Annotated in this window: 29 protein-coding genes; 16 read left to right on the top strand and 13 right to left on the bottom strand. The window is 66.3% G+C overall.

Going from position 1 to position 23,059, the window contains the following annotated elements:
• Positions 1–237: 237 nt before the first annotated feature.
• Positions 238–549: a hypothetical protein gene (locus tag QWY29_RS07030; protein ID WP_300959988.1), complete on the top strand. Its 312-nt coding sequence runs from the start codon at positions 238–240 to the stop codon at positions 547–549.
• 245 nt (positions 550–794) lie between these two features.
• Positions 795–1,307 carry a hypothetical protein gene (locus QWY29_RS07025; RefSeq protein WP_300959987.1) on the top strand — a complete coding sequence of 171 codons (513 nt, stop codon included), beginning with the start codon at positions 795–797 and terminating at the stop codon, positions 1,305–1,307.
• Between the two features lie 232 nt (positions 1,308–1,539).
• Here QWY29_RS07025 and QWY29_RS07020 read toward each other — a convergent pair whose 3' ends face one another.
• The 3 genes from QWY29_RS07020 to QWY29_RS07010 all read right to left on the bottom strand — a co-directional run bounded on the left by QWY29_RS07020 (position 1,540) and on the right by QWY29_RS07010 (position 3,950).
• On the bottom strand, positions 1,540–2,142 hold the full coding sequence (locus QWY29_RS07020) for a hypothetical protein (protein WP_300959986.1): 603 nt from the start codon (positions 2,140–2,142) through the stop codon (positions 1,540–1,542).
• Between the two features lie 274 nt (positions 2,143–2,416).
• Positions 2,417–2,782 (bottom strand): hypothetical protein, encoded by a 366-nt coding sequence (locus QWY29_RS07015; RefSeq protein WP_300959985.1) that lies wholly within the window; start codon positions 2,780–2,782, stop codon positions 2,417–2,419.
• Between the two features lie 781 nt (positions 2,783–3,563).
• On the bottom strand, positions 3,564–3,950 hold the full coding sequence (locus tag QWY29_RS07010; RefSeq protein WP_300959984.1) for a hypothetical protein: 387 nt from the start codon (positions 3,948–3,950) through the stop codon (positions 3,564–3,566).
• Positions 3,951–4,207: 257 nt separating this feature from the next.
• On the opposite strand from QWY29_RS07010, the gene QWY29_RS07005 reads away from it, so the two are divergent.
• On the top strand, positions 4,208–4,525 hold the full coding sequence (locus tag QWY29_RS07005) for a DNA gyrase subunit A (protein WP_300959983.1): 318 nt from the start codon (positions 4,208–4,210) through the stop codon (positions 4,523–4,525).
• A 232-nt stretch (positions 4,526–4,757) separates the two neighbouring features.
• Here QWY29_RS07005 and QWY29_RS07000 read toward each other — a convergent pair whose 3' ends face one another.
• The 3 genes from QWY29_RS07000 to QWY29_RS06990 all read right to left on the bottom strand — a co-directional run bounded on the left by QWY29_RS07000 (position 4,758) and on the right by QWY29_RS06990 (position 6,932).
• Positions 4,758–5,030 carry a hypothetical protein gene (locus QWY29_RS07000; RefSeq protein WP_300959982.1) on the bottom strand — a complete coding sequence of 91 codons (273 nt, stop codon included), beginning with the start codon at positions 5,028–5,030 and terminating at the stop codon, positions 4,758–4,760.
• A gap of 626 nt (positions 5,031–5,656) precedes the next feature.
• Positions 5,657–6,109, bottom strand: a complete 453-nt coding sequence (locus QWY29_RS06995) for a hypothetical protein (protein WP_300959981.1) — start codon at positions 6,107–6,109, stop codon at positions 5,657–5,659.
• A 271-nt stretch (positions 6,110–6,380) separates the two neighbouring features.
• Positions 6,381–6,932, bottom strand: a complete 552-nt coding sequence (locus tag QWY29_RS06990) for a hypothetical protein (RefSeq protein ID WP_300959980.1) — start codon at positions 6,930–6,932, stop codon at positions 6,381–6,383.
• 437 nt (positions 6,933–7,369) lie between these two features.
• On the opposite strand from QWY29_RS06990, the gene QWY29_RS06985 reads away from it, so the two are divergent.
• A complete protein-coding gene (locus tag QWY29_RS06985) occupies positions 7,370–7,711 on the top strand; it encodes a hypothetical protein (protein ID WP_300959979.1) in 342 nt (113 codons plus the stop codon).
• A gap of 77 nt (positions 7,712–7,788) precedes the next feature.
• On the opposite strand, the gene QWY29_RS06980 is transcribed toward QWY29_RS06985, so the two are convergent.
• Both QWY29_RS06980 and QWY29_RS06975 read right to left on the bottom strand, forming a co-directional pair.
• Positions 7,789–8,130 (bottom strand): hypothetical protein, encoded by a 342-nt coding sequence (locus QWY29_RS06980; protein ID WP_300959978.1) that lies wholly within the window; start codon positions 8,128–8,130, stop codon positions 7,789–7,791.
• A 157-nt stretch (positions 8,131–8,287) separates the two neighbouring features.
• Positions 8,288–8,671, bottom strand: a complete 384-nt coding sequence (locus QWY29_RS06975) for a DUF6578 domain-containing protein (protein ID WP_300959977.1) — start codon at positions 8,669–8,671, stop codon at positions 8,288–8,290.
• 131 nt (positions 8,672–8,802) lie between these two features.
• Here QWY29_RS06975 and QWY29_RS06970 point away from each other — a divergent pair, with 131 nt between their 5' ends.
• From QWY29_RS06970 to QWY29_RS06960, 3 genes are all read left to right on the top strand, one after another.
• Complete coding sequence (locus tag QWY29_RS06970) at positions 8,803–9,165, top strand: hypothetical protein (RefSeq protein WP_300959976.1); 363 nt, start codon at positions 8,803–8,805, stop codon at positions 9,163–9,165.
• A 711-nt stretch (positions 9,166–9,876) separates the two neighbouring features.
• Positions 9,877–10,167: a hypothetical protein gene (locus QWY29_RS06965; RefSeq protein ID WP_300959975.1), complete on the top strand. Its 291-nt coding sequence runs from the start codon at positions 9,877–9,879 to the stop codon at positions 10,165–10,167.
• Positions 10,168–10,440: 273 nt separating this feature from the next.
• Positions 10,441–10,782 carry a hypothetical protein gene (locus QWY29_RS06960; RefSeq protein ID WP_300959974.1) on the top strand — a complete coding sequence of 114 codons (342 nt, stop codon included), beginning with the start codon at positions 10,441–10,443 and terminating at the stop codon, positions 10,780–10,782.
• A 369-nt stretch (positions 10,783–11,151) separates the two neighbouring features.
• On the opposite strand, the gene QWY29_RS06955 is transcribed toward QWY29_RS06960, so the two are convergent.
• The 4 genes from QWY29_RS06955 to QWY29_RS06940 all read right to left on the bottom strand — a co-directional run bounded on the left by QWY29_RS06955 (position 11,152) and on the right by QWY29_RS06940 (position 14,185).
• Positions 11,152–11,715: a hypothetical protein gene (locus QWY29_RS06955; RefSeq protein ID WP_300959973.1), complete on the bottom strand. Its 564-nt coding sequence runs from the start codon at positions 11,713–11,715 to the stop codon at positions 11,152–11,154.
• A 102-nt stretch (positions 11,716–11,817) separates the two neighbouring features.
• A complete protein-coding gene (locus QWY29_RS06950; protein ID WP_300959972.1) occupies positions 11,818–12,051 on the bottom strand; it encodes a hypothetical protein in 234 nt (77 codons plus the stop codon).
• A gap of 779 nt (positions 12,052–12,830) precedes the next feature.
• The gene (locus QWY29_RS06945) at positions 12,831–13,187 is read right to left on the bottom strand and encodes a histone-like nucleoid-structuring protein Lsr2 (RefSeq protein ID WP_300959971.1); all 357 of its coding nucleotides are present in this window, start codon (positions 13,185–13,187) and stop codon (positions 12,831–12,833) included.
• A 155-nt stretch (positions 13,188–13,342) separates the two neighbouring features.
• The gene (locus QWY29_RS06940) at positions 13,343–14,185 is read right to left on the bottom strand and encodes a TolB-like translocation protein (RefSeq protein ID WP_300959970.1); all 843 of its coding nucleotides are present in this window, start codon (positions 14,183–14,185) and stop codon (positions 13,343–13,345) included.
• A gap of 543 nt (positions 14,186–14,728) precedes the next feature.
• Between QWY29_RS06940 and QWY29_RS06935 the strand changes: the two genes are divergently transcribed.
• Positions 14,729–15,406 carry a DUF6226 family protein gene (locus QWY29_RS06935; RefSeq protein ID WP_300959969.1) on the top strand — a complete coding sequence of 226 codons (678 nt, stop codon included), beginning with the start codon at positions 14,729–14,731 and terminating at the stop codon, positions 15,404–15,406.
• A 97-nt stretch (positions 15,407–15,503) separates the two neighbouring features.
• Here the strand turns inward: QWY29_RS06935 and QWY29_RS06930 are convergent, their stop codons facing one another.
• Positions 15,504–15,896 carry a hypothetical protein gene (locus tag QWY29_RS06930; RefSeq protein ID WP_300959968.1) on the bottom strand — a complete coding sequence of 131 codons (393 nt, stop codon included), beginning with the start codon at positions 15,894–15,896 and terminating at the stop codon, positions 15,504–15,506.
• A gap of 124 nt (positions 15,897–16,020) precedes the next feature.
• On the opposite strand from QWY29_RS06930, the gene QWY29_RS06925 reads away from it, so the two are divergent.
• The 8 genes from QWY29_RS06925 to QWY29_RS06890 all read left to right on the top strand — a co-directional run bounded on the left by QWY29_RS06925 (position 16,021) and on the right by QWY29_RS06890 (position 23,013).
• Complete coding sequence (locus QWY29_RS06925) at positions 16,021–16,578, top strand: hypothetical protein (protein ID WP_300959967.1); 558 nt, start codon at positions 16,021–16,023, stop codon at positions 16,576–16,578.
• Positions 16,579–16,872: 294 nt separating this feature from the next.
• Positions 16,873–17,460, top strand: a complete 588-nt coding sequence (locus QWY29_RS06920) for a hypothetical protein (RefSeq protein WP_300959966.1) — start codon at positions 16,873–16,875, stop codon at positions 17,458–17,460.
• A 334-nt stretch (positions 17,461–17,794) separates the two neighbouring features.
• Positions 17,795–18,217, top strand: a complete 423-nt coding sequence (locus tag QWY29_RS06915; RefSeq protein ID WP_300959965.1) for a hypothetical protein — start codon at positions 17,795–17,797, stop codon at positions 18,215–18,217.
• A 132-nt stretch (positions 18,218–18,349) separates the two neighbouring features.
• Positions 18,350–18,667, top strand: coding sequence for a hypothetical protein (locus tag QWY29_RS06910; RefSeq protein ID WP_300959964.1), 318 nt, complete (start codon positions 18,350–18,352; stop codon positions 18,665–18,667).
• Positions 18,668–18,767: 100 nt separating this feature from the next.
• Complete coding sequence (locus QWY29_RS06905) at positions 18,768–19,985, top strand: AlbA family DNA-binding domain-containing protein (protein WP_300959963.1); 1,218 nt, start codon at positions 18,768–18,770, stop codon at positions 19,983–19,985.
• Positions 19,986–20,092: 107 nt separating this feature from the next.
• Complete coding sequence (locus QWY29_RS06900; protein WP_300959962.1) at positions 20,093–20,383, top strand: AbrB/MazE/SpoVT family DNA-binding domain-containing protein; 291 nt, start codon at positions 20,093–20,095, stop codon at positions 20,381–20,383.
• Between the two features lie 58 nt (positions 20,384–20,441).
• The gene (locus tag QWY29_RS06895) at positions 20,442–21,068 is read left to right on the top strand and encodes a hypothetical protein (protein ID WP_300959961.1); all 627 of its coding nucleotides are present in this window, start codon (positions 20,442–20,444) and stop codon (positions 21,066–21,068) included.
• A gap of 184 nt (positions 21,069–21,252) precedes the next feature.
• Positions 21,253–23,013, top strand: coding sequence for an SIR2 family protein (locus QWY29_RS06890; RefSeq protein ID WP_300959960.1), 1,761 nt, complete (start codon positions 21,253–21,255; stop codon positions 23,011–23,013).
• The last annotated feature ends 46 nt before the right edge of the window (positions 23,014–23,059 follow it).

The raw sequence follows: 23,059 nt of genomic DNA, 5'->3' as shown, positions 1-23,059 counted from the left end.
GCTGGCGGTCGTGACTGCTTCGGCCGGACTGGCGACCTTCACTTGGTTCTTGCGCACCGTCTCTTGGCCGCCGCAGGAACCGCTGGTGGCAGTGGTGCTCGCGGTCCCGCTTGTGTCCTCGGCAGTCACGGCGGGTTGCGGGGTCGTGGGCGCCTACCTCGGGTGGGCTCGTCCGCGCTAACGGCCCGAAAAGCGGCGCGCTCGGTCCGGCGGGGCTTTGTCCGGGATAGTTGCTGGATGAGCGACGATGGCACCGCGCCGAGCGAGTTCTCTTACGGACCGTTGCGTCCGGAGGACGATTGCGAGGACGAGTCTGTGACGTACGTCGAGTTACGACGCCACGAGTACGCCGGGCCGTTCTGGAGCCAGGAAGGCGGGCTGTTCGAGGACTACGACGACTGGGCGCCGTGGGGGATGACCCGCGAGACGTTCGATGCCTGCATTCGGTGGAACGAAGTTGGGGGAACCGACGAACAAAAGGTGGCTCTGCTGGCGCGCCTGCGCGCTGAACTGCCTCCGAGAATCGAGGTCGAGTCGTTCGAGCACTAAGAAGCGACCGCCCACTTGGCCCTGGATCGCGTTCATATCCAGTCGGAACTGCACATCGCGACGGTTGCAGGTGGCGCTACGTGGCGTCACCGAGGAGTGCAGGACATGAACCTGGCCGTGCGCCCTGACGCGATACTGGCCGGGTGATCATCTCGGGACTCGCTACCGACAACGTTCCCTCACGCATCCCTGGACCGGGCGATCGTGCCCCGTCATCGCAGACGCCCCTTCGTCGCCGTCTACTCGTGGTGGCCATCGTGCTGGTCATTCTGACGGGCGTCGGGGCACTGATCTACCGCTCGTCGGAGCCGACCGCGTTCGATTCCTTCGGCAACGGGATGGCGATGCGGCTGCCCGAGGACGGCTCACGGACGCTGCTGGTTGATGTCGGATACGCGTCCTCGACCGAGACAGTCACGTTGCGAAGCGCCCGGGCCGCGGTCGTCCAGAACACTGCCAACGCCGACATCGAGTTCTTCGTATGCGGGATCCGTCAGCGGGTTGGAGCAAGTTTCGATCCTGTGGAGCAGGTGTGTTCGGGTACCACGGCGATCGGGGGACATCGCTTCGTCATCGGCTCGGAGAAGGAGACGGTGATGATGGCGGTAACGCCGCGACGCGCTGGACAGGTGGTGTTGCGCGGAGCGATCATCGAGTACGCGCGCGGCGCCCGACACCTCTGGCAGACCGGGGAAGAACGGATCGGGCCTGTAGTCAGGATCGAGACGAAACAGGCGCGACCGGCTGACTCCAGGTAGTTAACCCGAGGAGCGATGAACTCGCAGGCGCACTCGGACCGGACTGCGCTGATCGCGGCAGATCCGGATGGTTACGCCGCTCACGGCTACAGCGCTCCGTCCCCGCGAACGCGCGTCCTGGTGTGTCGACCGTGTTGTCATGGGTTGGTGCGTCCACCGGCTGGCCGGGTGACCCGAGCCGTGGTGCGAGGCGGCTCGGGCTCTTGCGCCCGAAGCGGTCGCGAGCAGCGCCCTAGCCCAACGGCACCGAAAGGACTACCGCTGGGCCGGATAGGACCTGCAGTTCCACTCGGAGTTCGGTGGCGTCGCCAGGTGGTCGAGGGCGGAACGACTGGCTCGCATCCCACTCCGTTCCGGTGCCACCGCACTGACCCATGCGGATCTCGTAAGTGGTGCCCAAGTCGTCGCTGACGGACATCTGCACGCGCAGCAGTCTTTCGGCAGGTTCGGTGGGCGGGTCGCCGCGAGTGCCCTTCGGGGTGCTAGCCCACTGCTCGAACGCGTCCTGGTGGTCGCGAGTGAGCCGGTCGCGTTCCGCGCTGGGTGCTGCCGTCAGGCGGATGTGGACGAAGTTGTCAACGGTGACACCCGTGCACGTCGCCATGATCCCGTCGACGGGTCCGATAGGCACCGGCCCCTGCGGTTTCCAGCGGAGCCGAGGCACCCGCTCGACGCTCAGCAGGAATGCGTGGTCGTCGTCGCCGTGGTCGATCGCGTAGACGCCCTCGTCCAACCGGGAGAGCCGGTGGAGGCCGCCGTCGGGTCGACGGGTCGCCGTCTGGGGCGACCGGCGTTCGAGGAGTTCGGTGACGACCGCGTCGACGTCCTCGGGCATGCCGGAACGATACCGATGGACTCGACGTTCGGCTGCGGTCCGGTCTTCGGCCCGCTGGCTGACTTGTCCGCTTCGTCGTCGATGGAGGACACGTCGTCGTGTGGGTCATGGGTGGTCCGTAGCGTTCCTACGGACGGCGCACTCATCTCGGGAGATCGGCTCACTCTGGCCGGAGTGCGCCAAGCCCGCGTTCAGGAGCGTTGCCGCCGTTGCAGCATCCGCACACGTGCCCGGAGTGTCGCCGATGCCGACGCTTCCCGCCCCGTGACACCTGTCAAGTCATCTCGGCGGCGGTAAGGTCGATGACCTCACTGGCGACTACCGCTCCTTCGTCTCGGTACTCAATCCGCCCCTCAGTCACGTCGCTTCCGAAGAGTCGCAAGGTGTAGGTCTGCTCGTCGGCGTCGCCACCGCACCCCCTCCCGCGTACTTCGAGTTCCCCGTCCACGCCAGCGACGTCTATTAGTTCCTGGAACTCGTCGCGCATCGTGACTCCCCGCGCACGGTCGCCCAGCACGGGATTCTGGCCTGATGTGACGAAGGTGAGGTGCCAGTGTCCGTTGGCATGGCCCACAGGGAGACGTTCGACGATGCGGCCACTGGGCATCTCGACACGGAACTGGCCACCGGGTGTGAGCATGGTCGAGAACGTACACACGCAGGTCATCGCTCACCCCGTTCTGGCCGCGGGCGCTGACGCCGCTGCGTTGACCTACGCGGTTCCACGCTGCGCGTTCCGCCTAGAGGCAGAGGCGGTGGAGTCGGCGACTTCACTCATTCGGGCCGGAGTGCCCTGATCGCGGCAGATCCGGATGCTTCTGCGGGCGGCGTTGGTGCGACAGACTGCCGCTATGAGCGGTCCTGGGACGTTGGTTGATGCCGAGCAGCCTGGGGTCGCGGGGCAGTCGAGTAGGCGCCGCTTGCTCGTTGTGGTGGCCATGGTCCTGGTTGTTGGAGCCGTAGCGATCTGGGGCGCGCGCGCGATGACCGGCCCCAGCGAAGTGCCGAAGTCTTGGGTCGACGGCGTAGCACGGGTTGGGGCGGACCAGTTCTCTATCGAGTACGACGGGTTCACCTACGGATCGAGCCTGCATGTCATGAGTTGGATCGACTCCTCCGGTTCCTGGCACGACCAGGGCATTCCGTCATGCCTTCGGACGGAGCCGGGGGCGTCGGTTCCTGTGCGGTTTCAGGCCCGCGAGGTGACTGTTGATCAGTTGACGTGGCGACCGATCGTGTCGATTGACTGCCGGTAGGCGGCGGCCCGCACACGCATCGGCAGATCCGCTCAGTCGGCCCCGAGTCGACCGAAGCCCCCGTTCGCCTGCGAGACCAACAGGCCCAACTGAACGCACCGCACTGTGCAGTGCAAGCGGCCCGGATCGGGCCAAGTCGGCCGCCTCACCGTGGCGTGGGCCGCTTCAGCAGGCCTCGATGATTTCGTCGAGGAGGGTGCCCCAAGCCTCGACCCCACCCTCCGAGACGACGCTCCAGTCGAGATCGGCGAACCTCTCGTCCTCGCCGTTCCCGGCTGACATCGAAGCACCGAGCAGGGACCGTATCGCCATCATCTCGTTGTACGCCGGATCCTCGTTGATGGTGCCCCAGTCGTCCTCGCTCTGGTGGCCCGCTCGGACCTTCTCGGCCAATGCGCAGGCATAGGAAGTCTGCCCACCCTCCGAGACGTCAGGACCTGATGTCAGGCTGCCCACCACATAGCCAGCGATCGCGCCGATGAGCAGCAGCAGGACCGGGAGGATCCCCTTCTTGGGCTCTGAGTCGATCACATCCGGCTTCTCGTCCGGCAACGGCTCCGGCTCCTGTCTGAAGTCGTACGGTCTGGTGACGTTAGCGGATCCACGACTATCTCATCGGCGGACGGCTGACTTGGCGTACCGTGCACCGTCGCGCTGCCGGGAAGAGTCCGCTATTCGGCGGGGCCGCGCTGTAAGCCCGGAGTGCGCTGGCCTGCGTGTTGACGAGTGCTCCGCGTCTGAGTCTGGACAGGCGCACGGCGTGTGCGACGGGCGCCCGACAGGCCCTCTCGTCGTGGCAAGGTGCTTCCATGACCTTCGGACGCTCCGTGAACGACGTCCGTAACGACCTGCGAAACGCGCAGGATTACATCCGGGTCATCGAGGCCATCCTCGTCGCGGCGAATGACGCACACGGAGTTCTTGATGTTGTGCTGCTGGCGTCGGGTCAGCCTGCCGCCAGGCGCGCCCTTGAGGAGCGGTACGGCCTTACGGAAATGCAGGCGACTGCGGTGCTGGACATGCAGGTCGGGCGCCTGAATGCCCTCGACGTCGCGGAGTTCGAGCGGCACCGCCAAGAACTCGTCGAACGTGTGGCAACTCTGACCGCAGAACTGGCCGCTCGATGACTTCGCGAGGTCCGCGAACTCGCTCACTTCTGGCCGAAATGCACTGAAGAAGTCAGGTCAGCCGACGTGAACCGCCGTTACGATGCCGCCATCGTCGTAACGCAGGTTCAGACGGGCCTGCTGGTACTGGGCCGTCATCGCGGCTTGTGCTTCGTGCGCTCGAACGGTCCACCCGGCGTTGTTGGCAACCCTCGCCGCTTCCTGTACGTCGAGGCCTACGAGTTCTTGAGCGTCAACGGCCGTCGGCACATTGGCGCGACCGGAGATGGGGTTCGCTGGTCCAGGAAGCGCCTCGGATAGCGACCACGACGATTGACACTTCCGTGCCGTCTGTAAGCCTGACTGGGTGGGATGCGAAGTAGGTGCGCGCCGCGGTGGTAGACCGATGGTCGGCGGTGACCTCGATGGTGTCGGCACCATCCGGTCCGATGCCGTAGATGGGGAACGGCAGCGCGGCGCGGGCGAAGTGGACGACTGCGTCCTCGACATCATCGAACGTCGTCATGCTTCATCATGACGCGTTTCCTAGCCGTCCGGTTGACGCTACTCACCCCGGGCGCATGCGCCGTGTGCCCAACGGGCTGGTCAGGCGCTTACGACTGGCCTCGACGTCGCGGTCGGCGCACTCTGGCCGGAGTGCGCGCCTGCGCCCATCTCTCGATGTATACGGCCTTATCTTTCCTGCATTATCCTCCACGCCACCGCGTTCTGCGCGTCGCGCTTCGTCACGACCGCTTCTCATCGTTGCTGCGGCTGTGCTCGCGTCGGTCACTGGATTCGCTAGAGGTGCCGCGACATGGTCCCCGTCGAACAGCAAGTGGCAGTTCGGCGTTGCTCACGTTCGGCCGGACCGAAAGGTCACCATCGAAGGCTCGGACGGCAGTTACGCAGTGTCTGGCACAGTCGCCTACTGGCTCGACTCACGCGGACGTCGCCACCTGCAAAACCTGGCCCAGTTGCTTCGAGGTCCCCGTTGGGACGACAGGTGAAGTCATGTTCGCCATGTCAGAGGTTGAGGTCGAGGGGGAGTCAGTCACGACGGTTGCAGCCGTCGACTGCATGGGCCCGTAGACTTTGATGTCGCAAACTGCCGCCGCTTGCGGCCTGGTATGAGGGTGTCTGCGACCGTCGTCAGCGAGTGTGAACGGGTCCGTCCGCTGCGTGTAGCCAGACGCTCGCACCGGCGGCAACACCCCCGGTCACCAAGGCCGCCGCTACTGCTACCTCGACGGCTACTACTAGCGGGGTGGTAGCGAACGACAGATTCTCGGCGAGCGTTGCGGTCAGTGCCACGGCTGCCACGCCACCCGCCCCGAGACCCACCCCTACCCAGAACTGCGCGACGTGAATGTCGCGACGCGCGTTCCACCGCAGGTTCACTGCAAGTAGGGTTGCCAACAGAACCAAGGTTGCTCCGGCTGCGTACCAGAACAGGGCATCAATCGCCTCAGAGCCGGGCGATGTGGCCCACTGCCTCGGGAAGACGTAGGCGAAGAGCACGAACGTCCACAGGACAGCCGCGGCAAGTGCGCCAATCATCGCTGTCACGACGACCGCTCGAAGAGATGGCGCCTTCTCGTCCATGCAGCGAGGGTAACGACAAGCCCTCCGCCTCAACAGGTGCGTCGGCTCACTCGGTCCGGACGGCGCTGATTGCAGACGTGCACGCGAGCCGTTCCGAGTAGGTTGACCCCCCGGCCATCCCGGCAGGTAAGAGGCAGAGACGGGTTCCACCGGAGGGTGGGAGAAGTGCTGGGAAGTAGACCCCGCCTGTCCGCCGGAGCACCCAACCCTGCGCCCGCGGAGCCGCAGTTCCGCGCTCCTTGGCCGAATTGCGCTGTGCTGGAAGTGCGCGTCAGTACTCGTCGCTGAGCATCGGCGCTGCGGGGTCTACAAGGTGCGCACCCGCGCAGCCGCTCTCTAGTAGCGAATCGGCGACAGCACGGTCGCAGGCGATGTACAGGGCGTCGGAGTCGACTGGGCGGGCCTGTACCCAACGGCGGCTCTCGGGCCACCAGAGGGTTTCGTCGCCGGACGTGACCGAGCGGACCCGCTCGGTGTCGGCGAACTGCTCGCGGAAGAGGACCAAGGCGAAACCGTCGGGGATGCTGACCGTGGGCTCCGAGGCCCAAACCTGCATCTGCGGCCAGCCCACCCACATTGCCCAGTAACAGCGCTCGGCGTTGTCGGTGTGCTGGGCCAGGGCTGCTCGCACCAACTCGACTGGCTCAGGACTGCCGTCGTTGCCGTCGAGCGGCACCTCCACGTACGCGTCGTAGCCAGCGGGAACCACGCTGCTTACTGCGGGCGGCGGCGCACCGGTGAAGAGCCGCTCGGTGAGCCAGCGCGCCGGGGTGAGGTCAGAAGTCGGCGCAACCTTGAACGGCAGGAGGCGACGTGGCGGCACGGGCCCATGCTACGAGCGCGGAACGTTTGCCCGTTCACCCACTAGGCCCGAAGCGGGGGGACCGGGAGTGCTCAGTCGTCGCTACTAGCCTCATTTAAGAGTTCCACCCGACGAACTTCGCCCAGGGGAATGTTCCGGAGTACGTCGGCGACAGGGTCAAGGCCGTTCATCTCAGGAGGGCCGCTCGCGATGACCAGGGCACCGTCCCGTACGCCAGCGATGTGCGCATCCGGATAGAACTCCTTCGGACCGCTGACGGGCATCACTAGGACGCAGAGACCAGTAGCCATGGGCCCATCTTCCAGTCTGGCGCTTCGCCGCGCATGCCGAGCCCGCCGGAGCGGCGCTCTCGCGAACTTTTCTGGCCGGAACGCGTTGGAGCGCCGGGGCCCGCCCGCCGCAGTGTCACGGGACTGCTCGATGACACCCTTACGCCCGTGCGTTCGCGTCCTGGCTTCACTCAGCCCTTTCTTGCCCTGGCGATTCTGCTCGCGGCCGTCGCTGTGTGGTTCGCCGTTGCCAACCCCTCGATCAACGGCACCTTGCGCGGCGATGCGTACTCGTACAGCGGCTGCTCAGCGCCCTACGACACTGTCCTGAACGACGACGACAACGTGCCCGGCGGCGAGCCGCGTGTGAACGGCGCTGACATCGCGGCTCGTTGCATAGCGGCGGGAGAGGACCGATTCGCTATAGCCGTCGCGGCGGGAGTTGTGTCGGTGCTGGTCCTGCTCGGCAGTTTCGTCGCGGCGTTGCTGCCGCGACGCAGGGAGGTCTGACAGCCAGTGGCCTTGGGCGTCCGTTGGGACGCGCCGTGTCCCGCTCACTCGGCCCGTGATGCGCGTCTCGGGTCTCGTCACATCACCGCGACGAATGCCCTCATCACCCCGTAGGCAGCGACCGGGAGCAGGGCTACCAGGCCGATCAGCCAACCGGTGCGTATGCGGCCCCAGTACAGGGTCAACACGGCGAGAGCGACAAACCCGGCGAGCGCGAACAGCAGAACATGCGGGTGCAGGGGCGGTTCACCACAGCACAGCAGTTCGGCTCCGGTTGACAGCGGAGTGAGCGTGTCGCTGTCGGTGGTGCAATGCTCGACGTCGAAGAAGAACGCAAGCACAACCGTCGCGAGCATCACCCACACGGCGGTCATAACAACGGCCAGTGGCGACCGAACCCGCTTGCTTGTGCTGCTCATGCATTCATCGTAAAAAGTGGCCTCTGCTGGCCGGCAGGCTGGCAGCGCAGGCTGATTCTTCCTCCGCCCATCTGGCCCGGTGTGCGGTGAACGTGGCAGGACCGCGCGCGCTGACGGGCACACTAGGCGGCAGGTGTGGATTGCCCGCGCCAGTCGTCTAGCGCTCTGCCGATTGTCGAGTGTTCGTCAATGTCACGAGGTAGCCAGAGACGTGGAGCCCGTCCTTTTCTGACTCCCAGCCGTCCACTTCGGCACTGGAAAAGGTCTCGACCGAACCTGAAATGACCTGTCCCTGGGCGAGGCGACACCTGTATACCTCGATACGCGAAACGATGCCGGTGTAGTCGACCGTGTCTTCTGGTCGCGGAGCGTGCCAATCGACGCCCACCGAAATCTGAGCGGCAGTGTCGGCTCCTACATGCTCGGTGAGCGCTTCCTCGTTGAACTGCGAGCCGACTGGCCACGTGACGCTCTGTCCCACAACGAACGGCAACATCTCGGCTTGCACCTGCCAAGCCTCGACCCAGACCAGCGCGTCCACGTCGGCATCGTGCCAGTAATGGGTGCGAACGTCCGCTTCTGACATGAGCGGGCGTTGGGAGCCGCGTTTTCTGGCCGGAGTGCGGCTTCGCCGATGCCGACCGTCCGACCGTTCCGGGTGACAATCGCCGCGTGACCCAGTCAATGACCGCCACGCGCAAGCAAGGGACGACGGCTTCTGCCTGGTGGCTCCTGCCCGTCGTCGCACTGTTCGTGGGCGGCGGCATCGGTGACAGCCATAGAATGGTCGGACACACTGCCCTGCTCGTGCTCGGGCTGGGAACGACCGCGGGCGTGCTCTGGCAGTTGCTGAATCGCCGGGACCTGACGAACCGGCTCACATTCCTCGCATGCTGCGTCGTCGTCGGCGCAGCCTTCCTCGCGCTCGCACCGTCGGGCTACTTGCTCGCCAACTCGGGTCCGGGCCACGTCCTAGCAGGGATGTTGGCAGGCCTAGTCCTCACGGAGCAGTGGTTGCGTCGGCGCAAGCAGTAGTAGCCGCACCGGCGGCGCCTCCGTCGGCACACTCGGCCCGGGGGCGCTGAACGCGCCGTAGCCGGAGTGGCGTCGGACGCCGTGAAATCGGTCAGCGCATGAACAGAGCGACGTAGGCAATGAAGGCGCACCAGGCGGCTGTGAGGCCGCATGCTGCGCCGACCACGACCCCGAAGCCCGCATGCCGCGTTCGTGTTAACAGACACATCCCGGCCCCAACCACCGCTAGCAGTGAGCCGACCTTCACAACGGCTTCGACTAGGGGCTGCAACTCGGCATTACAGAGGCACGAGGACGCCGCACGCCATCAAGACGAGCAGAGCCGAAGTGACCACCCCGACGCCGAATCGGGCCGACGGGCCAGCGCTCGTCCGCTGGCTCACCGAGGCGAAGTTGGTCACGAGACACATCGTCCCACCTGCCTCAGACGCAAGGCAGCCCCCTGGCGCCCGCACGACATCGTGGCTCGCGTTCGCTTTGGCACTTTCGGCCCGGAGTGCGCCGATAGCGGCAGAAACGGACGTGTTGGTGCAACCATGAGCCATGCTCATACGTCCCAGCACGGTGAAGCACTGGCGACTGTCCGCTGCGCCTGTGCTGCTCCTCGCCCTTGTCGCTGCCTGCGGGGACGATCAGAGCGCCGACGCGTACTCCAGTTCCGACGGGAACGGTCCAGTCGTCGCACACCCTGCTGAAGGAGACGGTTCCGGCATGGCCGCGCTCATCGACGGCCCACTGAATATGTCCAGCGGGTGCCTGCTGGTGGACGAGTTCCCAGTTGTCTGGCCCTACGGCACCACGTGGGATGCGAAGGACCAAGCAGTTCACTTGTCCGACGGCCGAGTAGTCGCCTTGGGTGATCGAGTCAGCGGCGGCGGCGGTTATCTGTACTTTTCCGACCTTGGAACCGCGTTGGCCGACCCGCTGACGGACTGCCCGATGAATAAGTACGAGGAAGTCGCGACGTTCAACGCCGGAGAACAGGTCACCATCAGCAAGTGATCCATGTGCTTGGCGACCGGTCCGGTGGGTCGAACGACTAGTCGTTCACGCACGCCCGCCAATCGGCAGATCCGCTCGGGCCGGAGTGGGGTGGGGCGGAGCGGCGTTCCGCTTGTCCTGCTTTCCCGGCACAGGTTGGTCGAGAGGCGGCGATCACGCGACCTCATGCTGCAGCCGACAGTTGTCCCGGAGACAGTCAATGTGCGGCCCGCAGCCGGTGACCACTTCCGCGAAACGCCACCGCGGGCACGACACTTGTTTACCGTGAATGGCGTGAGCCACTTTTCGCCAGAGACGACCGCCCAAGCCGAGGACCGTCGAACCGGCTACCTGGCCTGGGGAATCATCTTGCTGTTTGTCGGTGGCATGATCATGGGTGCCGCTTGGCCGACCACTGAACCCGGAATTTGTTTCGATTCGTCCGGTTACTGCCCGCCTGAGACCAGCGGAGGCGGCCCCGGTTTCGTTGTCGGCATCTTGTTGGCCGCCATCGGTCAGGTCCTCGCGGCGATCGGATTGATCGCCACGGGCGTTAAGTACGGCGTCCAGTCGGCGCACTTCAGGCCAGCGGCCCGAGCCCCTCGGGCCGCGAAGCGCTTCTTCTTGAAGCGCTGACGAGAAGGATCCGCTCACCGCCCGCGGCAGGCTGGGCGTCATGTAAGCGCTCGGGGAGCGCGGTCCGGCTTGGCGGCTCCGCTTCGATGGGCGGGTACCTGCCGTACTTCTACCCGTACGCGATCGCGACCCGACGACGTGACGGGTCCGCTCGTCAATGGTCGTCGGTCGTCGCTGCGCGAGAGGCCGCGGGAGATGAGCGCTTCGGAGTCCTCATCGCGTCGACGGACGGCATCCCCGTTGCCTGTCGCAGGACCGTGCTAATCAGCGCCTGCGAATGAGGGTGCTGCACCGCCGTCGCAGCGTCTGTCGGCGAGCGGGCGAATCGACAGTGGAGCGCTCGCGGTGGCACCGAAAGTCGGGCCGCGGTCAGAACGGTCGCACAGCGTAGTCGTCGCCAAGAACTGCCCCGACGCGGGCCGCGAGCGCAGCGCCTAGGTCCTGCCAGGCCCATATCTCGGCGTCGTTGTCGCCCGTGGCGTACGCGTACTTGGGGGCGTCGGCCCGCCAAGCGAGCACCTCGAACGCGAGTGGCTCCGGGAGCGCTTCTGCCGCGAAGTCGTGATCGAGCAGCGCAACGCGCAGAGGCGGAGCCGATCGCGGCGCGGGTACCTCGATCCCCGCACGGACCTCCTCGGTCAGCCTGCGGAGCAGGTCCTGTTGTCGGGCGAAGATCGCGTCCGCGTCGGCGTTCGGGGCCAGCGCCGCGTCGTTCCACGCCGTCACGTCGTCGTGGAGCGACCGAGAGATCCCAAGATCGTGGTGAACGTCCTCGTAGTCCGGGCCGAGCGCGCCGTCGGTCGACCAGTACGGGCCCCCGTACTCGTCTGCGCGCAGGTAGACGTCTCGGACCGGCGGGTTCTCAAAGTCGTCAGGCATGCCCTTCGGGGCGTACGCGAACCAACCCCCACCCTGAACCGGCTGATCGTCCATGTCTTCAATGTGCGGTCGGTCGCTGTAGCCGAACGCCCGGCTCGGCAAGTTGGGTGCGGAAGGCTTGCAGGCGCCGGTAGAAGAGCAGTTGCTGTTTCCCGGTCAGTGGCGACCCGACGCCAGCCAACGGGCGTTGCGACGGAGCCGATACTTGGTGACTTCCCACAGGGCGGCAGCGGCGAGGGCGCCCAGGACGAAGAACGGTGACGATCCGCGCCACACCCAGCCCAGCGCAGCCACGAGGAGCAGAACCGCGTAGGCGACGAGGGCCCTCGGCCCGGCTGACGCGTACCGCTGTTCGACGCGCACTCGTTCCGTAGCCGGGTCGAGGGTCACCGCTTGAGGATGCCACGGCTGCTGGCCCGGGTTGAAAGACGGACCCTCACGGCCCGCAGGGTGCGCGTCCCTCGTCCTAATGGGGCCGGTAGGTGACGAGCCCGGCCCCGATGCACGAGTCCGGGACCGTGGGTGACTGTGGATCCTTGAGATCCCGAGCCAGTCCGTAGCCCCCGGCTCCCTCGACGAAATCCCCAACGGTCACCGGACCCAACCCGGGCACCTCGATAACTGGCCCATCCTGATCTACGACTCGCGTGCCCGAGGGCCACACGGCGACGTCACCGCCAATAGCGAGACAGCCATCGACGATCCCGACCCTGCCGCTGACGAGAGCGTCGTCTCCACCGTCAGCAGCGGCCGCTACCAGCACGGCAGCAGTCGGGGTCTTGAGAACCTTCGGTGCGTCATCACCGCAGCCCTGGAGCATCGCGCCGATCAACAGGGCAGCAGCGACGAACCCTGGCCTCGACGCGGCAGACACGTTCACAGAGCAGAGACGGGCCTCGACCCGTCGCAGTCCCACAAACCGATTGCGGCGCTGGCCAGAACGCCCTCGGCAAGGCCTAGGCTCGCCGCCGCAAGACCCGGAAACGCCGAACCCTCCCAGGTGCTGAATGGATGCCGCGGGCCGTTCGGACCGCGCACTACGCCCGAGTCGTCGGGCACCTACCCGGTTTGTCGGCATGGCATCTAATCCGATCGTCCGCTAGGCAGCACCGAGAGTGGCAACAACCTGCCATCGGCACGCCCGGATCGAGGTGCGGACCCCAGTGGCGCTACCGGGCGGCGTCGAACGCTTCCTGCACGTCCTTTGGCACTCGCCCCCGGTCAGGGACCTCGTAGCCGTTGCTTCGCGCCCACTCGCGCACCTCGCGCGCCGTCGAACCGCCGCTCTTGGACCCCGCGCTGCCCGAGCGACGACCGCGACCTGCGCCCCCGCGAGACCCAGCAACCTTCCGAGCCGCCGCAACGTAATTCTCTACTGCGGCGCGGAGCGCGGCCGCGTTCTCGGAGGTCAGGTCGATCTCGTATGAGGTCCCGTCGAGCGCGAACGCGACCGTTTCGCCTTCGCCGTCCTCAATCGGGGTGCCATCGAGATCGTCTTCCAGTTGCATCACCACGCGCTGAGCCATACGCATATACAACCAGCCCACTCGAACACGAGCCATCAAAGGGCGATGCACCCCTCAGCCTCCGGCCCTGCGCGATGCACCTGCGTTGGTCAGGGTCTCAAGAAGAACCAACGGCAGGACCGGCGGCGTCCGGTGATTCGGAAACCGAACTCGGTCTAGTTCCAGGAGTGCCCCGCACCCCCATAGTTCGCGAACTTGAGCGTTCGGGCTGCGCTGGGGCGTCGGCCGACTGACCACGTGATGAGTTGCGAGGCTCGGTTGCTATAGACGTAGTGTCGCGAGGCAAGGAATCGGCGGCCGTTGTAGTTCGGCATCACCGACCGGTACGTGGCCGAGCGCGGAGTCCCAAGTTCGGTGAGGATCCGACGGGCGTTGCTGCCGTCAGGAGCGGCGGTCCAGAACGACCGCTCCCCGTCCTTGCTGAACCGCTCCATCACGATGACGGTGCCGTCACCTGATATCCGAAGCGAACGGACGCGACGCAGAACAAGAGTCGACTCCGGGTCGTGACTCTCCGCCGCCGCGCGTCCGCGCAAGCGCGACGCTGGTGCAGTGTCATCCGTGGTGACGCTAACGGTGCCGGGCCGGACCGCTACTGAGCGCAGGTCAGGCCCGTCGGAGTACAGGATGCCGTCCTCGGTCCACGCTAAAGCGTCGTTCTCCGCGCCGATACCGGACTCAGGGTCATAGGGAAGTGTCGTGAGCCGGGTAAGCCCGGTGCCGTCCAGCCCGACGATCCAAACGGCGATGTCGAGTTCGTCGTCGATCATCCGGTACCCCTCGAAGGCGAGGCGTTGTCCGTCCGGTGACCAGCCGATGGCGCCGACGGAGTGAAACTGCGTGTGCGTGCGCAGCGGCTCCAGGGGCTTCTGGTTGCCGAGCACGTCCGCGACAACAAGCAGCGGGAACCTTCTCCAACAGCAGGGAGTGAACGCCACCAGGTCACCATGGCGGCTCTGCGTCAGGTCCAGCGTGAAACCCACCTTCAGGTTATACACGGCGCGACGGTCCGTGCCATCGGGCCGAGCCGACCGCAGGTGAATCCCTCGCGGGCGGTCCAGGTTCCACACCACCCGGCGCACGTGGTCCGCGGAGGGGCGTTCCGGTGCCGCGACCGGCGCGCCCGTCGACGCCTCGGGTGAGGCTCCGGTCGACGATGCCGTTTCCGCGCGTGCCGCACCCGCGACGGCTGACATGGCGCTCGCAGTCGGTGCCGGACCGGCCGCGGTGGCGTTTGTGGCAGTGGCAGTGGCAGTGGCAGTGGCGGTGGCGAGGGCGAGGGCGAGGACTGTCGTCGCGGCGATACGCCGCACCGGGCGGCGCGGAGCGGTGGGGGATAGTGACACCGCAGAAGGGTAGGCATCCCGCGTGCGACGCCTAGACGGCGTTGCGCATTCGTGACGCAACCGGCCCTGCCCCGCGCGCCCGCCGATGCGCGGCGTGAGTCGAGGCCGACCGAATCCTGGAGTGGCTTTGCTGGTGCCCGCACGGCCCCCGTATGGGGCGGCGGTCGACGGTCACTCATGAGGGAAACTCAGCGGATGCACGACTTCGAGCCACCGGACGACCCCGCCTGGTTCGCCGCCGTCGTCCAAGAGGTCGACCACGAGTTCGCCGTCACGGGACGTGACACGCCCGGGTGGCCTGACCCGCACGGCGAACGCGAACCTTCCGACGAGGAGTACTCGCGGTGCCTCGACCCAGGCAAGTACCGGATCCTGTCCGCTCGCGTCGACGCATGGGCACGCGTGCTGACCTCACGTGGGGTCACCTACGACGACACCGAGCGGACAGCCGCCTGGCATGACGCGATCCGCTCACCCGCCGAGATGGCAAACGGTCGGCGTTTCTCCTCTACGCAGCCGAGTGGTGCGGCGCTGCTGACTGCGACGACGGTCGTGGGCGGTGAACCGTACGGTCTCGATCTTGCGATCTCGCACGAGTCGCTCGCAGCCACATTCGTCGACACGGTTCCGGACTGCGGGTGCGACGCCTGCGATAGCGGTTCTGCTGACCTCTTGTACGTGCTCGACGGCTGGTTCCTCACCGTCGCCAGGGGAGGGGTCCTACGGGTGTGGTCAGACTCCGCGTCACTCACCAGGACCCGCGACGGCTGGGAAGGGTCAGGTATCGGCGCGGCACAACTCGAACGGTGGCTCGACGAAACCGTTCCCACTCCCGCGAACGTGGGACGCGTCATCGCCCAACCTTGGTTTTAGCGCGACCCCAGGACCCATTACGGGCTCAGCCCGCCCGGTGGGCAAGCCGGTTAGCGGACTTACCCGCAGTGGCGGTCGTGCGTCCGGCGCCAGTCCCTCAGTCCTTGTCCTGCCAGTCAGCGAACCGGCTGACCACCTCGCCGTCCTTCCCCAGGACGACCCACTCGCCGCCGACAACACCGGATGGGCGCGCCCAGTCCGCGACAGGTTCCGGGGTACGGCGGGGCACTAGGCAGTACTGGTCCATCACGAGGCAGTTGCAGTCCACAGGCATCGTCGCCAGCAGACGTTGCGTCTCTGCCACCACTCCGTCGATGTATCCCCAGCCGGTGAACAGTTCCTCTAGGTCCTCGTCGTTCATGACGATCTCAACGATGCGACCGCCGGTCATGGTGACGACAATCCGGTCGTCGCTCACAGCGACCGCAGACTCAGCCCACGCGCCGAGCCGACGAACCACCTCGGCCCGCTCATCGCCGAAAACCTCCACTCAGTCATCATCTGCTGGACCGGTGGACGAGCGCGCGCGGGATACCCGAACCAACGCATCCGATCGACGAGGGCAGGGCCCAGGACTCCCGACGCACGAGAAGCCGGACGCCTAACCTGACCAGGTGCACAACAGCGAAACCCACCAGGCCCCGGCGAACCACCCGCGACGACGCGTCCTCCTGACCCTCGCCACGGCCTCGGCGGCACTTGCCGCGACCTGCCTGACCCAGGTGCCCGCGTACGCCGACACCGTCACCTTCGCCGACCCACGCCGCGACGCCGTCGCCCGCTACGACCTCACCAACGTCTCGATCGCCAACGGCGAGGACCGCATCGTGGTCCGCGCACGCGTCCGCGACCTCAGCGGCAAAGGCACCCAGGTCTTCGGCTTCTCCCTCCAGCCCACCGACCTCGACGTCACCTACATGGCCTACTCCGTCCGCAAGGCCTCCGGAAAGACCCGCAACCGGCTGACCGGCTACGACTCCAGCGGCGCCATCGAGACCGACTGTGCAGTCACCGCGACCTGGAGGCCACACAAGAACACCATCCGCGTCGCCGTCCCCCGCACCTGCATCCCCGACGGCGCGATCCGCACCAACCTTTACATAGGCGCCGGAAACGGCACCGCCGGTGACCCCGCCGACTGGACCAAGAACGTCACCGTCAAGCAGGACTAGCGACTAGCACCCTCCGGCGTGTATCCGACTACCTCGTGGACCCGTACACCGACCACAACGTGCCCGACGTGACCGCGACTGCCAGGAGGCTGTCGTGAACCCTGTGACCCCGCCGACGCGAGTCAGCCAGCGTGACGCGTTCGCGCCCGCCGCGCATCGGCCACACCTACGCTGCCAGCGACGGCATCCCAAGTCTGGGAGAACCGCAGGAGTGACACCGCCGACGACGACAGGCCCAACCAGTCGCCGGTCCGTGCCCTCGCCCGAGGTCCTCAGCAGCGCCCTCGAAACACGATGGAACCGCCCCCAAGCGCCGTCGCCAGTCACCGCCGCCGATCTCCGGATGTCACTTCCGAACACATCGCTGAACGAATCGTCGCCGAGTTCGTGCGGGACGCGTCAGCCATCGGAGCAGCCGGAGGTGCCATCGCCGCCGCCGTCCCCGGCAGCGTGGCCAGACTGACCGGCGGAACCGTCACCGAAACCAGCGCCCACCTCGAACGCGCGTTCTACCGGACCCGGGCGCCGCACAGACCTACGGGCACGAACACGAACCCGTCGCAGTCCGCCGCCATGCGGTTCTTCACGTTCTTGGAGCCTCGATGCAGCAGGACGCCGGACCGTACTGTCGAGGGTGGAGGTGTCATGGCAACCGACGATGCGGCAAACCAGACGGCGAAGGGCGAGCCATCGACGCCGCGCTTGCCCTCGTCTCTCGTCGAGGTCCTACTACTAGGTGAACTGTTCGCGGCGAAGCAGCCAGCGCCGATGGTTGACCTCTCCGCGACCTGGGCAATCGCACGACGTCGGTGGCGGGACCGGAACGGTGACAGCGACGTCGGTCCGTCCTCCATCGACACCGACGCCAGCGGCGAGCCCTAACTCACGCCCCGATGGTTCGCCGCGTCACCGTTGCCGCGCCCGCTGCCAACGTGGACACCTAGGGAGACGACATCCGAGCAGGGCCCCCTGGCCGACCTAGCCGAAGCCCTCATCACCATTCAGCAGCACACCACGATCCAGGTCCGCATGCCCGAGACCGACACCATGCTCATCTCCGAGGCACTCGAACTCATCCGCACGGGGCGTCTCCTGCAAGGACCCGTCATCCGTGACGCAAGCCCCCGACAGATGACCTTCGACGAGCCCCCCGAGTTCCCCAACAGGGCCTTCCAGATCTACGGGCAGACGAATGGGCGTTCCGGGACTGGCGGGAGTGGCTGGACGCTCCGGGCGACTTCGACGACGCGAACGCGACCAGTCGCTGTGCGAACAGGTGGTGAAGGCAGCGGTGGCGTACCGGGACACCGGCATGCCCATCGACGAAGCGTTCCCCTGGAACATCAGGTGGGTGTCCGCCAAGTGTGCCGTCTACAACCGGCAGCGCGGCTGGAACCCCGACGCCTACTCCACCCTCGTCGCCCTCTGCGCGGCCCAGATGCGGCGCTGGCCCGACCACAGCCGACCGGACGAGGACGCCTGGGTCGAATCATCCATCCCAGCCTGGCGCACCATCCGATACCTCAAAGCCGGGCTCACCCTTGCCGAGTCAATCGAACAGGAGGAACGCCGAGCCGCAGGCGATGACGTCGACGGTGCCATCGACACGCTCATTGGGCTCCGTCAACCGGACGCATGACGTCTGCAATCGGTCCTGGCCGGGCGCCCGCGAGACGTCGACCGCGCTCAGCAGGCAGTGAGTCGACCGAAACGCGCGCGCCCGCCCTCAAGCGTCTCTACCCTCTGACCAGAGCAACCACGAAGGAGTGTCATGGCCTACGAGCCGCCGGAAGGATGGGTGGAGGTCACCCGGAATGTGTCCACCGGCGAGGTCTACAGCCAACGCCTCCACTCCGACCGATCCTGCGCCGAGCGTGCCGTGCAAGCACGGCTTGAGAAGGCCCGCCAGAAGAACTCGCCTGTCGAGTCCTACCCCTCGGACAAGATGACCTACGGACAGGCTCGACGGCTCCGCAAGTTCAGCGTCTGCAAGTGCGCTGGCGGTTGCCCCGGCGCGTACCCGGTCGACGAGCAGCGGCCCTTCCGCGAGGTCCTCCAAGGCCCACCCGGCTCCGGCCGCCGCCGCTGACCTACCGACTCGCGCCACTCGGCTCGGCCCTGCGTGTGTCGTGACATCACCACGTGCGCTTCCCGTGAAGTACCAACCTTCACCCAGATAGAAAGACAACATGGCGTTCACCCCGATTCACCGCACCTTGGGCCTTGGGCCGTCGGCGATCGACTTCGGCCTCATCGAGAAAGCGATCGCTCAGGGCGTCGAAGAAACCGACGACCTGGACTGGAAGCAGGCCCTGCCGGTGCAGGCTCGACACGAGGAGTTCGCCAAGGACGTAGCAGCGATGGCGAACTCGGGCGGAGGGACCATCGTCTATGGCGTCGCTGAGCGGGGCCAGGGCTCCTCCGCCGCAGCCAAGGCAGTCAGCGTCGCCACGTGGGGTGACAGCGAGGAACGCCGCCTACGGCAGGTCGCCTACAACATGATCCAGCCGCCGGTCTACGGCATCACTTTCACCCCAGTGACGTCTGAGACCGGCGACATCGTGGTCTTCCTGTCGGTCTCGCCAAGTCCCGACAGCCCCCACCTCGTCTGGGCCAACAACCGGTTCAACGCGCCACGCCGGTACGGAGCCCAGACCGTCACGATGAGCGAACGCGAGATCGAGAGGGCTTACCGGGCGCGGTTCGAGCAGGCTACGGAGAGCGACAAGGCCCTCGGCGAGCACGGCCGCCGTGCCCTCGCCGGTGTCGACCAGGCGGCGGCAGCATGGTTCACCGTGACGGCTATTCCGGTCGAGCCCCGGCCCGCCTATCTCGGGTCGGTCGAGAAGCAAACGGTCACAGACATCCTGCTGGCCTCCATGCAGAACAACCCCTTCCGGTCCATCGACCTGCAAGTCCCTCACGTCAACGTCAACCCTCGCCGCCGCTACCGCATGTGGCGCTCAGCCGAACAAGAGCAGCGCACACTGGCCGAAGTGCATGATGACGGCTCCCTGGTCTACGCAAGGTCACTCCGAACAGCACGAGACCAGCCAAGGGGACACCTGCACCCCATGGACATCCAAGGCACGTTCGCCTACGGCATCTGGCTGTTGCGGTGTGTCGCCAAGAGCCTCGGCATCGCCTCCCGATACCGGATCCGCGTTGACTTCCACACCCAGATGCCAGAAGACATCTACTTCCTGGCTGTCGACGAGCAGTACAACGGCTTCCAAGACCCCGACGTCACAGGCCCCATGCGGGGATTCGTGCCAGTAGACGCCGTGCTCGACCCGGTGGCCGACCTTGCGGTGGTGCTTGACGGCCTTCGCGCCCTCGTCGGCGACGTCATCAACCAAGGCGGCAACGAGCGTGTCGGCACGACCTACATTCGAGAGAGCCTCTAACGGACCGCGTTCAAGTAAGCAGCCGTGATCGCCGATAGAGCGCTTGAGGATGTTGTCAGTACGTAGTAGATTCGTACTGACGAAAACGTTCGAAGGAAGGTGGGACGATGGACCAGAGCCTCGGCTTCATGACCAGCGCTCCGTCGGTGCGCGTTCAACGAAACGGGAACAGTCGCGTCCTGCCTATCCCGGCTGACTTGGCGCGGCGGGCACATGCCGACCTTCGAGACATCTACGACGTTGAACTGGTCGGCGAAGACATCATCTACCGCCGTCACGGTGCGCACCAGGTGTCCACCCAGGGCACCGGTGGAGGCCGAATCGGCATGATTCCCACCTCTGCCGTCACCCCGGCCCCGCAGCGTTCCTCCGTGCCGCCTTTGGACTGGGACTTCTGACCCGGTGACTGCATTGGCTGAGTGGCCGCCCAGCGCGGACACCTTCTATCTGCACGCCGTGACCGCCCACCGGCCGCTATTTCAAGGCGACGTCTTCCGCGATGTGCCGTTCACGAAGGCACGGTCGGCGGGCAACCCGGACCGCGACCCCAATGTCGTCATCGAACGTCGAATGGTGGCCCTTCTCGGATACCCCTGCGACATCTACAACGACGGCAGGCTGGTCAAGGTCCAGACCGTCGCCCCCGTCGTTGACGCGACCAAGATGGGGATTCCGCCCGACTGGGACGGGGCGTTCACCCTTGCCCCACTACCTGACCTCCTCGGCGACGGAAACACCTATGCCGTCGACTTGCGCACCGCTGCCAACATCGACGCCTCCTACCTCACAACCGACCGCCGAGTTCGCGCGCTCTCCGAAGACGGCTGGGCGCTCTTCAGGCAGCGCACGATCCTGTGCGACACGCGCGCCATGATCGAGTTGGCCCCTCTTCGCGACTTCGGCTCCCCGCTCTGGGCCGAGATCGAACTCTGGCAGGAATGGAACGAAGCGGGGCAAGACCCCGCAGCCTTCCAGCCCTGGCTCGATACCCACGACCCCCACTTTGGCGGCTTCACCCGACGCTCCGCGCTCGAACGGCGGCTCTCCGGCCAAGTCCGCAACCTCATGCGGCTCGCCCTTTAGGGCGCGAAACGCTGCGGCGCACTCATCGACTGGGCCTACGGCGGTGACGACGTCAGGTCGAAGGGGTGTCGAGTGCCGACGCCCAGTGAGCCCGCGTAGTCGAAGGCTTGTCGGTACCGCCTGTCATTCTGGACCCCCGCCGGAAAGGAAGCCCATGCCGTTGTCTGCACTCTCACCGTCGGTCATGCTCGCAACCTCGATGCACGCTCAGCCGGGTGTCTACGGCGTCCTTCTCGGCTCCGGCGTCTCGACAGGCGCTGGGGTTCCTACCGGGTGGGGTGTCGTCAAAGAACTCGTCCGCCGGGCCGCGACGGCGGCCACTCCGGAGGACCCTGAGGCGCTGCGTCTCGCGCAGGATGACCCGGAGGCTTGGTGGGACAAGCACGGCGATGGCGAACTGGGCTACGCCTCACTGCTCGAATCGCTCGCCCCGCTCCCTGCGGCCCGCCAAGGACTCCTTGCCGACTTCTTCGAACCGACCGACGAGGAGCGTGAAGAAGGGATCAAGGTTCCGAGCAAGGCACACCACGCCGTGGCTCAACTGGTGAAGCGCGGTCTTGTTCGCGTCATCCTGACCACCAACTTCGACCGGCTCATGGAGCAGGCGCTCGAAGCCGCAGGAGTCTCACCGCAGGTCATTGCCCGACCAGAAGCCGTCAACGGGATGGCACCCCTGGTGCACGCCGACGCGACGGTCGTGAAACTGCACGGCGACTACAAGGACCTCGGCACCCGCAACACCCCAGAAGAACTCAGTGACTACCCAGCCGAGTGGACAACTCTTCTGCGGCAGGTCTTCGACGAGTACGGCCTCCTCATCAGCGGCTGGTCAGCCGACTGGGACACCGCGCTCGTCGCCGCCCTCGACGCCACGCCCAACCGTCGCTACCCGCTCTACTGGGACAGCCGAAGTAGCAAGGGCGACACTGCACAACGCATCCTCGCCAACCGTCGGGGCCTGGTGATCCAGTCGGCCGGGGCTGACGAACTGTTCGGCGACCTGCTCGGCAGCATCGAAGCGCTCGATCGGCTCTCCCAGCCACCGCTGACCACCGCCATGGCGGTCGCCCGCCTAAAGCGCTACCTGCCCGACCCTGTGCGACGGATCGACCTCCACGACCTCATCATGGATACCGCCAACGACCTCGCCGCAAGCATCGCTGAACAGCCAGTCACCGAAACCAGCCTTGACGGCGAGAAGATCCAACGCATCTACGAGCGCTACCTCAAAGCAGCGACCCCACTAACCCACCTACTCGTGACAGGTGTCTGGCACGACGACGGGACTAACGACCGGCTGTGGGTAGACGCCCTGCAACGCCTGATTGACGCCGGTACCGCCCCGATCTCGTCGGCGACCACCGGGCTCGATAGCGCCCGGCTCTGGCCCGCCCTGTTCGCAGCGACCGCCATGGGCGTCGCCGCCGTGCGCCGTGACCGCGAACGGCTCATCATCCGGCTCGGTACCGAGCCTGCCGGACGGACCAGCATGGGAACCGGTGAGCCGATGAACGCCTCGCAACTGCTCCACCCCAACCGGCTTCTGGCGGACGACTGGGTGAATGCCATGCCGCGATGGAACGGAGGTCGGTGGCTCTACCCCGCAAGCCACGTCCTCAAGGCAGACATCCGTCGCTTCTTCGAAGACCTCATCCCACTGGACGCCGATTACAGGACTGCAATCCACGGCTACGAGTACCGCCTCGGCCTCATCCAGGAGCAGCGCCAAGACGGACGCGGATACCGCGCGTTGAGTGGTGAGTACGTCGGAGAGAATCAATGGTCCTGGGATGAGCGCGACGTGCCACTGGTCGAACTCGCGTTCCGTGCCGCCGCAGACCGCAGCCGTGACTGGCCCTGGGCCGACTTCCTCGGCGGCAGCAGCCTCGACCAAGTCCTGATCGACCACCGCGAGGTGCTGAAGCACTACAAGCGCTACGGCTGATCGGCCGCCCGCTCCATTAGGCACCCACTCGCGGCTACCGTCACAA

The sequence above is a fragment of the Nocardioides abyssi genome, from assembly GCF_030412915.1.
Lineage (GTDB): Bacteria > Actinomycetota > Actinomycetes > Propionibacteriales > Nocardioidaceae > Nocardioides > Nocardioides abyssi.
This window is presented reverse-complemented; position numbering and strand designations above follow the sequence as displayed.

Bases quoted from the DNA above. Each gene is read 5' to 3' on its own strand.
- QWY29_RS07030 (WP_300959988.1), top strand. From the start codon at position 238: ATGAGCGACGATGGCACCGCGCCGAGCGAGTTCTCTTACGGACCGTTG.
- QWY29_RS07020 (WP_300959986.1), bottom strand. From the start codon at position 2,142: ATGCCCGAGGACGTCGACGCGGTCGTCACCGAACTCCTCGAACGCCGG.
- QWY29_RS07015 (WP_300959985.1), bottom strand. From the start codon at position 2,782: ATGCTCACACCCGGTGGCCAGTTCCGTGTCGAGATGCCCAGTGGCCGC.
- QWY29_RS07005 (WP_300959983.1), top strand. From the start codon at position 4,208: ATGACCTTCGGACGCTCCGTGAACGACGTCCGTAACGACCTGCGAAAC.
- QWY29_RS07000 (WP_300959982.1), bottom strand. From the start codon at position 5,030: ATGACGACGTTCGATGATGTCGAGGACGCAGTCGTCCACTTCGCCCGC.
- QWY29_RS06995 (WP_300959981.1), bottom strand. From the start codon at position 6,109: ATGGACGAGAAGGCGCCATCTCTTCGAGCGGTCGTCGTGACAGCGATG.
- QWY29_RS06980 (WP_300959978.1), bottom strand. From the start codon at position 8,130: ATGAGCAGCACAAGCAAGCGGGTTCGGTCGCCACTGGCCGTTGTTATG.
- QWY29_RS06965 (WP_300959975.1), top strand. From the start codon at position 9,877: ATGGCCGCGCTCATCGACGGCCCACTGAATATGTCCAGCGGGTGCCTG.
- QWY29_RS06955 (WP_300959973.1), bottom strand. From the start codon at position 11,715: ATGGACGATCAGCCGGTTCAGGGTGGGGGTTGGTTCGCGTACGCCCCG.
- QWY29_RS06945 (WP_300959971.1), bottom strand. From the start codon at position 13,187: ATGGCTCAGCGCGTGGTGATGCAACTGGAAGACGATCTCGATGGCACC.
- QWY29_RS06935 (WP_300959969.1), top strand. From the start codon at position 14,729: ATGCACGACTTCGAGCCACCGGACGACCCCGCCTGGTTCGCCGCCGTC.
- QWY29_RS06920 (WP_300959966.1), top strand. From the start codon at position 16,873: ATGGAACCGCCCCCAAGCGCCGTCGCCAGTCACCGCCGCCGATCTCCG.
- QWY29_RS06910 (WP_300959964.1), top strand. From the start codon at position 18,350: ATGGCCTACGAGCCGCCGGAAGGATGGGTGGAGGTCACCCGGAATGTG.
- QWY29_RS06905 (WP_300959963.1), top strand. From the start codon at position 18,768: ATGGCGTTCACCCCGATTCACCGCACCTTGGGCCTTGGGCCGTCGGCG.
- QWY29_RS06900 (WP_300959962.1), top strand. From the start codon at position 20,093: ATGGACCAGAGCCTCGGCTTCATGACCAGCGCTCCGTCGGTGCGCGTT.
- QWY29_RS06890 (WP_300959960.1), top strand. From the start codon at position 21,253: ATGCTCGCAACCTCGATGCACGCTCAGCCGGGTGTCTACGGCGTCCTT.